Source organism: Patescibacteria group bacterium (genome assembly GCA_023473585.1).
GTDB lineage: Bacteria > Patescibacteriota > Microgenomatia > JAMCYU01 > JAMCYU01 > JAMCYU01.
Window position 1 is genome coordinate 187,340 of the sequence record JAMCYU010000004.1, and the last position, 11,098, is coordinate 198,437.

General features: G+C 40.8%; 14 protein-coding genes. All 14 read right to left on the bottom strand.

Annotated features, from left to right (window positions below; genetic code table 11):
• Positions 1–5: 5 nt before the first annotated feature.
• On the bottom strand, positions 6–914 hold the full coding sequence (locus M1575_02095) for a ribose-phosphate pyrophosphokinase (protein ID MCL5095494.1): 909 nt from the start codon (positions 912–914) through the stop codon (positions 6–8).
• Positions 911–1,753 carry an aminotransferase class IV gene (locus M1575_02100; GenBank protein MCL5095495.1) on the bottom strand — a complete coding sequence of 281 codons (843 nt, stop codon included), beginning with the start codon at positions 1,751–1,753 and terminating at the stop codon, positions 911–913. The genes M1575_02095 and M1575_02100 overlap by 4 nt, the downstream gene beginning before the upstream one ends.
• Positions 1,754–1,756: 3 nt before the next feature.
• Positions 1,757–3,028, bottom strand: coding sequence for an adenosylhomocysteinase (locus tag M1575_02105; GenBank protein ID MCL5095496.1), 1,272 nt, complete (start codon positions 3,026–3,028; stop codon positions 1,757–1,759).
• Positions 2,977–3,996: a carbohydrate kinase family protein gene (locus M1575_02110; GenBank protein ID MCL5095497.1), complete on the bottom strand. Its 1,020-nt coding sequence runs from the start codon at positions 3,994–3,996 to the stop codon at positions 2,977–2,979. Before M1575_02110 ends, M1575_02105 begins: the two co-directional genes overlap by 52 nt.
• Complete coding sequence (locus M1575_02115) at positions 3,993–4,517, bottom strand: adenine phosphoribosyltransferase (protein ID MCL5095498.1); 525 nt, start codon at positions 4,515–4,517, stop codon at positions 3,993–3,995. Before M1575_02115 ends, M1575_02110 begins: the two co-directional genes overlap by 4 nt.
• A gap of 85 nt (positions 4,518–4,602) precedes the next feature.
• Positions 4,603–5,400 (bottom strand): S-methyl-5'-thioadenosine phosphorylase, encoded by a 798-nt coding sequence (locus M1575_02120; GenBank protein MCL5095499.1) that lies wholly within the window; start codon positions 5,398–5,400, stop codon positions 4,603–4,605.
• A gap of 85 nt (positions 5,401–5,485) precedes the next feature.
• Positions 5,486–5,761, bottom strand: a complete 276-nt coding sequence (locus M1575_02125; GenBank protein MCL5095500.1) for a YbaB/EbfC family nucleoid-associated protein — start codon at positions 5,759–5,761, stop codon at positions 5,486–5,488.
• Between the two features lies 1 nt (position 5,762).
• Positions 5,763–7,175: a DNA polymerase III subunit gamma/tau gene (gene dnaX / locus M1575_02130; GenBank protein MCL5095501.1), complete on the bottom strand. Its 1,413-nt coding sequence runs from the start codon at positions 7,173–7,175 to the stop codon at positions 5,763–5,765.
• Positions 7,176–7,249: 74 nt separating this feature from the next.
• On the bottom strand, positions 7,250–7,630 hold the full coding sequence (ybeY, locus tag M1575_02135; protein ID MCL5095502.1) for an rRNA maturation RNase YbeY: 381 nt from the start codon (positions 7,628–7,630) through the stop codon (positions 7,250–7,252).
• Positions 7,623–8,090 (bottom strand): GatB/YqeY domain-containing protein, encoded by a 468-nt coding sequence (locus M1575_02140; protein MCL5095503.1) that lies wholly within the window; start codon positions 8,088–8,090, stop codon positions 7,623–7,625. Before M1575_02140 ends, ybeY begins: the two co-directional genes overlap by 8 nt.
• Positions 8,068–8,274, bottom strand: coding sequence for a 30S ribosomal protein S21 (gene rpsU, locus M1575_02145; GenBank protein MCL5095504.1), 207 nt, complete (start codon positions 8,272–8,274; stop codon positions 8,068–8,070). Before rpsU ends, M1575_02140 begins: the two co-directional genes overlap by 23 nt.
• Positions 8,275–8,292: 18 nt before the next feature.
• On the bottom strand, positions 8,293–8,628 hold the full coding sequence (locus M1575_02150; protein MCL5095505.1) for an HIT domain-containing protein: 336 nt from the start codon (positions 8,626–8,628) through the stop codon (positions 8,293–8,295).
• Positions 8,621–9,463 (bottom strand): hypothetical protein, encoded by an 843-nt coding sequence (locus M1575_02155; protein MCL5095506.1) that lies wholly within the window; start codon positions 9,461–9,463, stop codon positions 8,621–8,623. The genes M1575_02150 and M1575_02155 overlap by 8 nt, the downstream gene beginning before the upstream one ends.
• A 125-nt stretch (positions 9,464–9,588) precedes the next feature.
• Positions 9,589–10,815 carry a proline--tRNA ligase gene (gene proS / locus M1575_02160; GenBank protein ID MCL5095507.1) on the bottom strand — a complete coding sequence of 409 codons (1,227 nt, stop codon included), beginning with the start codon at positions 10,813–10,815 and terminating at the stop codon, positions 9,589–9,591.
• Between the last annotated feature and the right edge of the window lie 283 nt (positions 10,816–11,098).

The window sequence follows — 11,098 nt, forward strand, 5'->3', positions numbered from 1 at the left end:
AGAAATTATAGCACTTTTTTGATAGCTTCGACCAGAAGCTGATCGACAGAAACGATTTTAAGTTTGGAAAAAAGTTGGGCTGAGGGAACAAGAATCGTATCGGAAACAAAAATTTTCTCAAGAGAAGAATTAGCTAGTTTTTCTTTGGCACCGTCAATAAAATTAGCGTGCGTGGCGCAAACGAAAACTTTTTTAGCGCCGAATTTTTTTAAAATTTCGGCGGCACCGACAACCGTTCCTCCTCCGGCAATGATGTCGTCAACAATGACACAAGTTTTCTTTTTTACCTGCCCGATAACATTTAGAGTTTCAAGCTCGTGAATTTTGTCTAGGTTTCTTTTTTTTTCAACCATCGCCAAAGGAGCATTGACTTTTTCCGCAAATGATTGAGCTCTTTTCGCCCCGCCGGCATCGGGAGCCACGATAATAAGATCATCTTTAAGTTTTTCTATTTCCGACTGAAAAATGGAAAGACCGAAAAGTTGAGAAACCGGGATATCAAAAAATGAAGCCACGGAATCACTGTGTAAATCAATCGTCACGATTCTCTCAATGCTCATGGTTTCGATAAGCTTTGTCACGACGCGAGCCGAAATACTCTCGCCTGGCCGATAAGCTTTATCCTGCCTTCCATAACCGAAATAAGGAATAACGGCAATAATTTTTTCGGCTTCACTTTGTTTTAGAGCATCGCAGATTAAGAAAAATTCCATTAAATGATTATCAACCGGATTGGAAAATGAAGTAATGACGAAACAAATCTTACCCCGAACGTCTTCTTCAATTCTGACTCTACCTTCAGAATCGGCAAAACGCACAATCTCTATTTTTGCCAAAGGCATTCCCAGTTTGGCGGCGATTTTACCCGCCAGAGGTAAATTGGAACTCCCAGCAAAAATTTTAAAATCTTTCATTTGTTTCTTGCCCCTCGGGAAAAATCATGAAAAAGCTCCATTATCCTTTTGGTGTTTTCTCCCACTCTGCCGTTTCCCACCGTGAGATTATCAATCTGGACAACGGGCATAACTTCTTTATTGCTGGCCGTAATGAAAGCCTCATCGATTTCCTCAAGCTCTTGATATTTAATCGGCCTAAAAACCGTTTTGAATTCTTTTTTGGCAAGGTCAATAACAACCTGGCGCGTTATTCCCTTTAAGATTTCATCTTGGGGCGTAATCAAATTCCCGTTCTTGAAGATAAAAAAACTGCTTGTTGTTCCTTCCAGGACTTCTCCCCTTTTGTTGGTGTAAAGCGCCTCGATGGCTTTTTTCTTTTTGGCAATTTTTAAAGCTAAAATCGCCGGAATATAATTTATTGTTTTCGCCAAATGGTAAGATCTGCCGAAAGGAACCGTGACAACTTTAATGCCCTTTTCATAATAAGCGACGGGGAAACTAATCGCCGGAGTTATAATCACGGCCAAGGTTGGTTTATCGGCCGGTGTGATTTGGTCTAAACTTACGCCGCCGGTTAATAGAATTTTGATATTGGCTTCAGGCAGGTTGTTTTTAGCTAAAGTTTTAATGGTCATTTGTTTGATTTGACTAATGGGTGGACATTCAAGACCAATTTGTTTGGCAGAATTTTGCAGGCGTTTCAAGTGCTCGTCAAGTTTAAAGGGCTTACCATTGTAGGTTCTTAAAAAATCAAAAACCCCGTAGCCACGGATAAGGCCAAGGTCAAGAATGGAAACCCTGGCTTTGTCTTTAGAAACAAATTTTCCATTAACGTAAAAAATAAGGTTTTTAGACATTTCTTACGTGCCTTCTTGCCAAGAAGTTAAGTATCTTTTTTGTTCAGGCGTCAATTTGTCAATTTCGACATTCATGCTTTTAAGTTTTAAACTGGCGATTTGCCGATCTAATTCTTCCGGTAAAGTATAAACAATCGGTTTTAAGTCTTTTCTCTTTTGTAATATCCATTCGGCCGCCAAAGCTTGATTCGCAAACGACATGTCCATAACTTCCGGCGGATGACCTTCGGCAGCGACAAGATTGATTAAACGGCCCTCACCTAAAACATAAATAGTTCGGGGTTCTAAGTTATGAGTTCGGAGTTTGTATTCAGTTACGTATTCCCGAACCTGCCGTTTTGAAACGGCTTTCTTTTCCAACTCCTCAACCGCGACCTCAACATTAAAATGACCGCTATTGGCCAAAATCGCTTTGTCTTTCATTTTTTCGATATTTTTAAAAGAGATGACTTCTTTGTCGCCGGTGGCGGTGACAAAAATATCGCCGATTTTGGCAGCTTGACTAATCGTCATGACTTCAAAGCCGTCCATAACCGCCTCCAATGCCTTGATAGGATCAACTTCGGTAATAACAACTTTAGCTCCCATGCCTCTCGCCCGAGAGGCAATCCCCCGACCACACCAACCATAACCACAAACAACAAAGTTCTTTCCGGCTAAGAGAAGATTGGTGGCTCGTAAGATACCGTCAATCGTTGATTGACCGGTTCCGTAGCGATTATCAAAAAAATGTTTTGTCTGACTGTCATTAACGGCAATGACCGGAATTTTTAAGGCGTCGTCCTGTTCCATGGCCTTAAGCCTAATAACTCCGGTGGTTGTTTCCTCGCTGGAACCGTAAATTTCTGAAATTTGTTTTTTTCTGTTTTTATGAATTTCAGAAACTAAATCGGCTCCGTCATCCATCGTAATCTGCGGATGGGTCTCTAAAACCGCTTTCAAATGTTGGTAATAAGTTTTATTATCCTCGCCTTTTTTGGCAAAAACAGGAATCCCAAAATCGGTCGCTAAAGAAGCGGCGACATCATCTTGAGTCGAGAGCGGATTTGAAGCACAAAGAGCAACACTGGCTCCTCCGGCTTTTAAAGTTAAAACTAAGTTTGCCGTTTCGGCCGTAACGTGTAAACAAGCACCGATTTTAATATTTTTAAGTGGTTTTTCCTTAGAAAAACGTTCCTTAATAAGATTTAAAACCGGCATGTGACTCCCCGTCCATTCAATTCTCAATTTTCCCAAAACGGAGAAAGACGGGTCTTTAATGTCAAAATTCGCCATTTTAAATCCTCTCTAAAATTTTCTTGATAACGATTTTTAAATTCTTCCACGGTAAATTTATGAGTTGTTGTTCCGTATTTTTCGACAGTGTAAACTGCCGCGATGCTCCCCATTTTACCACAAGTCTTTAAAGGTAGTCCACGAAGAAAACCGGCCAGAAATCCTGCCCGATAAGCATCACCGGCCCCGGTTGGATCAAGAACTTCGCGCGGTTTGGCTGGTGGTATTTTGTACGTTTTTCCGTCAGCTTCGACGATCGATCCCTTGTCTCCTAATGTTGTTATCCAGACTTGAGATATAGTTTGACCTATTGATTCCCCGCCTGCGCCGAGGCTTCGGCGGGCAGGCCGGAATCGGTTGCGAATTAAGGCTATTTCATAATCATTTCCAGTGACAATTTTCGCTCCCTCAATTCCTAATTTTAAATCTTTGTCTGATAATCTCGGTAACTGCATCCCCGGGTCAAACATATATGGCAGATTCAATTTAAGACAATTGTTAACATGGTTATTCATGGCTTTTGGTTCATTCGGAGATATGACAACAAAAGGAGTTTGTCCAATTTGAAATTTGAAATTTGAAATTTGAAATTGTGCGCTTGCACGCATGGCTCCCGGGTAAAAACCGGTAATTTGGTTATCAACCATGTCCGTAAAAATAAAAGCCGAGGCAGTTGGTTCTGCTTCAATGATTGATATCATTGAAGTGTCAACACCAACTTTTTCTAGTTCACTTTTATATTCAGCAAAATCATAACCGGCCGTGGCTAAAACGGTAGGTCTTAAACCGAGTAGTGCTAAATTATAAGCAATATTGCCGGCGGTCCCGCCGTACTGTTTTTGCAATTTCTCGACTAAAAAAGAGAGGTTAATCTCATGAATTTTTTCAGGTAAAATATGGTCGCCAAATTTACCCGGAAAATTCATAATTAAATCAAAGGCTAAAGAACCGGTAATAATTACTTTCATAATTTTATCAGGGAGATGATTTTATAATCTTTTAGTCTTTTTCGGGGATGAAGATAAGTTAATTCATTAAGAAAAAGAAAAGCGGTCACTTTCCCACCGGCTTTCTCCACCAGTTTGGCTGCGGCCAAAGCTGTCCCGCCGGTAGCTACCAGGTCATCAACGATTAAGACTTTTTCTCCTTTTTTGAGAGCGTCAGCGTGAATTTTAACGCCGTCGATTCCGTATTCTAACTGATATTTTTCGCTAATAACTTTTCTCGGCAGAAGTTTATTTAGTTTACGCACCGGCACAAAACCGACTTTTCTTTTTTGAGCGATTAAAGAACCGAAAATATACCCGCGGGACTCAATGGCCAAAACTTTAGTAAATTTGGTTTTAGAGATTTTACCAAGCATTTGTTTTAAAGCTTCGTCGAAATAGACAGGATCTAAAAGCAAGGGGGTCAGGTCACGAAAAACGATTCCCTTTTGGGGAAAATCAGGAATATCCATGATTTTAGAACGAAGATTGAGTTTAGACATAAATAACAAAATTTCTAATTATTCTAATTTCTAATTAACCTAAAAAAATCCTAACTTGGAAAATTCATTTAGAAATTAGGTCAATTTAAATCCTAGCTTCTTTAAGGGCATCTCCACACTCACACGTACGACTTTTGGGTATTTTTTTGATCATCTCTCTGACTAATTTTTTTGCTTCAGCAATATTTTCTCCAAAAACTTGCATAATCTCATCAGTGGAGACCGGTGGTAATTTTTCCCAAGCAACTATGCCAACATCATAATCGGTCACGATGGCAATCGAACTATAACATATTTCCAGTTCTTTAGCCAAAGCAACTTCTGGATAGCCGGTCATATTAATAATATCCCAGCCCATTTTGGTGAACCATTCGCTTTCGGCTTTGGTGGAAAACCGAGGGCCTTCAACAATTACCAGGGTTCCCTTCCGATGAACCCGTAATCCTTGTTTTAAACTAATCTCGTAGGCTATTTTGTTGATTTCCGGACAGTAAGGATAAGCAGTAGAAATATGAACCGTTTTTGGCCCATCAAAGAAAGTTGCTTGCCGGCCGGAGGTTCTATCAACAAACTGATCAATGACAACAAAATCCCCTCTTTTAATTTGTTTTTGAAGAGAACCACAGGCGGTCAGGGAAATAATTCTTTGCACGCCGAGTTTTTTTAAAGCCCAAAGATTGGCCTTATAGGGGATTTTGTGAGGAGGAAACTGGTGATGCTTACCATGACGCGGTAAAAAAATGACTTGCCGCCCGGTCATTTCACCCACGGCGATTTTGTCCGAAGGAAAGCCGTAAGGTGTTTCAATTTTTATTTCCTTAGCTTTATCCAACAGTTGATAAAATCCCGAACCGCCGATGATCGCAATGTCCACATTCGTCATAATTTCTAATTCCTAATTATTCTAATTAACTTAAATAAGTCTCAATTTAGAAATTAGGTCAACTAGATTAATTTCTAGCTACTCATCATCCCAAAAGTCCTCCCAAACCGCCACTCATTTCCTGAAGTTTTTTGGCGGCCAATTCCTGGGATTTTTTAATGGCTTCATTTAGGGCTTCTAAAAGCCTTCTATCCTGGGCGCCGTCAACCATCACCGATTGAATTTTCTGATCACCGGTAATTTCGATTTTGACCCCGTCTCTTTCAATCGTTATGACTTCCTGCGCCAGACTTTGCTGAATCTGCATCGCTTGATCTCGCATGGCTTTTAAATCACCCAAACCTTTTAAAGGATTAATCATTTTACAACACCTCCTTTTCTTTTAATTTAGGAAAAACTTTTATTTTCTTCCCGAATAATTCCTCAATGACTTTCTCTAAAAGCTCTCTGATTTTTGTTTCCGATAAGCGCTCGTAGTGAAATTTATAAAACACATTAAGGACTAAAGTTTCGCCGTCATAAGCCCCGGGCTGGCAGGAACGCAGAAGGCCGGCCACCGAATGATTATACGGCTTAACGGCGGTTAAAATCTCCTCCCAACGGGTTTCTATCTCGGAAATCTGCTGATTGTCCCCAGAGACCTTTATTTGCGGGCTAGGTTTCGGCTCTGGGGATGACATTTCAACGATTGGTTGGGGAAATTCCGCTTTGGCCGGTCCAGCTTTTTCTTGACCGCCACACCATTCAACGACAGCCATCTCCAAAGGAAGCTCGGGAATTGAAGTATTTTTAAGTTCCTGACCGGCTTTTGAAAAAAGATTAATTAGGATTTTAAGGTCGCTAATTTCTAAATTTTCCAGCGGTTCCTGATAAGGGAAATTTTCTTGGGTTAAGCCGTATTTTTTTAAAAGATGAGCGTGTAATGTCTCTAAAATTGTTTGATTTAAAAATTTAAAATCCACTCCTTTTTCCGCCATTAAACCAATCATCTCTAGGCCCTGTTTCGCGTCATGGGTCGGTATCCAACCAAAAAGATTGCCGCCAATCTTCTTCTCTCCTAACACTTTTTGCACCATTTCGTCAGTAATCTTGGCTCTGGGATAAGCGGTCAAAACCTCCTCCAAAAGCTTATGGGCGTCGCGATAACTGCCATCGGCTAATTGCGCAATTTGTTCTAGGGCCTTCTCGTCAATCTCTCTTTCCTCTCCCCTTTTGGCCCTTTTGAGCGACTGGAGAAGATCCGAAATTCCGGCTTTTTTAAAATCAATTTGCCGGCAACGCGAGACGATGGTTTCGGGCAGTTTTTCCGCGTTAGTCGTGCAAAGAACAAAAAGAGCGTGTTCCGGCGGCTCTTCGAGGGTTTTTAAAAGAGCGTTAAAGGCTTCTGTTGTCAGCATGTGGACCTCGTCAATAATGTAAATTTTTTTCCTGGCTCCGGCAGGCGCCAACCTAATCTTGTCGCGCAAATCTCTGATTTCATCAATGCCGCGATTTGAGGCGGCATCAATTTCTAAAATATCCAAATTCGTGCCGTTGGTGATGGAAAGACAGGTGGAGCAACGATTGCAAGGTTCGCCTTTACCATTATTTTTCTCGCAATTAAGACTTTTAGCGATAATTCTGGCGGATGAGGTTTTCCCGGTTCCTTTAGGTCCGGAAAATAAAAAAGCGTGGGGGGGCCTACCTGAAGATAAAATCTTTTCTAATTTCTCCCGAACTTCGGGGTTATCAATTTCGGCAATTTTTTGCGGTCGGTATTTTCGGTAAAGAACCATAATCTAATAAACAAATAAACTAATAATCTAATGACCAATGACTAATCACTAATTCCTAATATCTATATCTAATTTTATTGTTCCAGGCCGAATAAATTGGACAGGCCATGACAAACTAACTCGCCGATTTTTTGATCTACCAGTTTATTTTCGGCGCCGGCTAGTAACACTGCCTGCGGATAAGAAATGACGATGTCGCCGATACGTAAAACCCTGTCCGGCGGTGTCACAAAAGGCTTCCCTTCCTCAAGGGAAAAGGTCAAAACCGGAGTGGTATAGTCGTGCTGACGATATTTTTTATTCAAGGCTCGCATCTTACGGTCGCCGACAATACTAAGACTCACTTCGATCTCGTTTTTGATTTTTCTCTCCACTAAGAATTTTTCGACCTCTTCCCTTAAAGACGCACGATTGATTAAAAATCTTGATTCGCTCTGAATAAGAACGTTAGCCACCGAGAACCTCCTTGACGATTTTGCTAACGATGCTTCCGTCACTCTTACCCTTAACTTTAGCCATCACGTCTTTCATAATTTGTCCAAAATCGTTTAACCCGCGTTCTTTGGCTTCGATCACTAATTTTTTAATCGCTTCTTCGGAAAGTGCTTCCGGCAAATATTTTTGTAAAAGACTTAATTCTTCTTCTTCCTTCTTAACTAGGTCGGCTCTTTGGCCAGTTTTAAAAGCCTCGATCGATTCTCGATGGGTTTTGGCCATTTTGGCAATAACCGCCGTGACGTCCTCATCCGGTAAACCACTGGAAGGAACGCCACCTTTTTCCGGTGGGTATTTTTCGATTTCAAGATTATGAATGGCGGAAAGCAAGAAACGCAGGGTTCTCACGATTTCTAGGTTTCTTTCTTTCAGCGCCCTCTCAAGATCTTGCTGAATTTTATCGAGAAGACCATTGTCCATAAGTTTTATGACTGTACTTTCTCCTCTCCCGTTCTTTTTTTTCTTCTTTTCTGACCTCTGACGGCTTTTGATAAAATTCTCTTTTTTTTAGATCTTGCAGGATTCCTTCGGCGGCGACTTTTTTACTGAATTTTCTGATCAGCGAGTCCGCCGTATCTCCCGGTTGAGCCTTAACCACGGCCATTTGTTAATCCACCTCCTCCTAAAGTTTCTTTTCGGCTGTAATTTCGCCCATTAAATGAATATGAAAATGATCAACAAGTTGCGCTCCGCCGCCGTTACAAACAATTCTGTAACCACGACTTTCTAATTGATATTTTTTAATCATTTTTTTAACCATGTTAATTAATTCTTCCCAAATTATTTTATCTTGTTCGTCAAGTTTAATAAATTCCGTGATGTGTTTTTTCGGGACGATTAACAGGTGAATTGGCGCCACGGGATGGATATCGGCAAAAACCATCACCAGGTTATTTTCGTCAACGAATTCCTTAGGTTTTTCTTTTCTGGCAAACTGACAAAAAAGGCAATCAGACATTTTTGATGATTTCGATAATTTGTTTTAAGGTTAAACTCGTCGGTCTCATTTTCGGATTTTTGGTTGAACCGTTTAAAAGCTGGTGCTTGTCAATATGCAAAAACCAGGAAGCTTCCGGATCCGCCTCCTGCAATTTTTCGGCCAGGCGGCTTAAATCAATTTTAGGATCAGGCAGGGTTTTAATCCTCAAATAACCCTTTTTAGGATCTTTCCTCACGACCAAAATATAACCTTGTTTTTGACCGGTATGGACAACTTCATCATTCCCGGTTTTCAAACCCACCGCCCTTCCCCATCTTGTTTCGAACTCAAACGCTTCTTCTTTTAAGATTTTTTCCGCCCAAACCTTGTTTTGTAACTGTTTATAAATGCCGTCAAGCGCCACCATTCCTAAGTCAACCAGCTTTTGATGATCGTCAGGAGACAAAAGTTTCCAACCATCAAGTTGAGCCACCAGTCCCAAATTGTAAAAATCCGCCGTCGGATTCGGATAATAGACTTCCTGAAAATGGTCAATCTCGTTAACCACTTCAACCAATCTTTCCAAAGCTTCGTCAATTTTAACGCTTTTACCCTCGGGCAAATTCTTCATTCCTTCCAGAACTTTTTTGCTGGCGCTGGTTTTATCCAAGTTTTGATGATGATCGAATTTACCAAAACCCGTGTCAATGTGCAAAATTTCCTTGTTGGTGTCAACCGGCTGATTTTCAAAAGTTTCTCCGGCGGGCACAAATTCGACTTTTGCTTGCCCCCACCCGGGTAAGAGTTTTTTGATAAGCCAAAGACCGCAAATAGCGTCCAAATCCGGACTAAAATGGGTAACGAGAATTTTCATAAAATAAACGCTTTGGCCTGACGTTAGGTTTTTATTTTATAACTTTCTGGGTTGCTTGACAAGAAGGAGGAGCGATTATGAAGTTTGACGATTATAAATACACCTTTAGGCTAATTTTGACTAACTTAAGGCTTATATGATTTTAAGCGAGAGATAAGTTCAGAGAACGAGAGAAGTTCGGTTTTATCCTGACTTCTTACCTTCCATTCTATTTGCCCTTTGGTTTTGGGTGAAATGATTAATCTTACCGGCAAACCGATTAAATCAGCGTCGGCAAATTTTGAACCGGCGGAGGTCTCTTCCCGATCATCATAGAGAACCTCTATTCCCTCACCCTGCAATTTTTCGTAAATTTCCAAACCGTTTTCTTCTAGAGAAATTAGATGAGCCGAAAACGGAGCCACTTCTTCTGGCCAAATGATCCCTCTCTCATCATGGCTTGATTCCACGATCGTCGCCATTAATCTGCCTATCCCTATTCCGTAACAGCCCATTAAAATAGGTTTCTTTTCTCCTTTTTCATCGGCAAAGTAAGCCCCCAGCTTTTCCGAATAGCGCGTTCCTAATTTAAAAACATGACCATTTTCAATGGCGTTATTTTCCTCTAATTCTCCTCCGCATTTGGGACATTTTTCCTCTTTGCCTTTTTCTTCGTTTTCCGCCCAATCGCATTTCGTACAACACAAAACTTTGTCTTCACCTGTTTCACAAAGCATCATGAATTCGTGGGAAAAATTACCGCCGATACACCCCGACTGCGCCTCAACAATTTTCGTCACCAAGCCGCACCGCGTAAAGATTTTTTTATAAGCTTTTATAACTTTAAAATAAAAATCATCCAGATCTTTATCGCTCGTATTAAAAGAATAAAGATCTTTCATTAGAAATTCCCTGACCCTTAAAAGTCCGCCGGTTGAGCGCATTTCGTTTCGAAATTTATTCTGAATTTGGTAAAGAGCCAATGGCAAATCTTTATAAGATTTCACAAAACGCGAAACTAAATCGGTGATCACTTCTTCGTGGGTTGAACCTAATGTCAGTTCTTTTTCGTGCCGGTCTTTTACTTTAAACAAAGGCGGATCCATTTTGTCCCAACGGTTACTTTTTTCCCATAACTCTTTCGGCTGCAGCGTCGGTAAAAAAACCTCCTGCCCGCCGATTTGATTCATCTCCTGCCGAATAATCCCCATAATTTTCCCCATCACTATCCAGCCTAAGGGTAAAAAAGAATAAAGACCCGCGGCCAATTGGCGATCGATAAAACCAGCTTGGACTAAAAGTTTATGGCTGACGGTTTCCGCTTCTTTGGGAGGATTGGCTTGGGTTTTGCCGAAAAGTTTCGAATAGCGCATAGTCTTAATTTAGCATAAGAATTAATCAAAAACAATACTGGCGTTCTGGAAAATTATGACTTTCTAATTCTCTGACGTTCTGAGGCTTTGGTTTCCGAGTTCTCTGAATCAGGTGGTGTTTACACCTTAAAAAGCTTTGCTTTTTAAGGCGCGACCTCCTGCCAGGTCAGGCGGTTGAAGCCGAAAGCTGGGGGAAAATTGACCAGGAAATCGGGACGATAGACAAAGTATTCTGAAGGATTTAAATTATTGTCTAAACTTATATTACGATAGAGGTTGATGC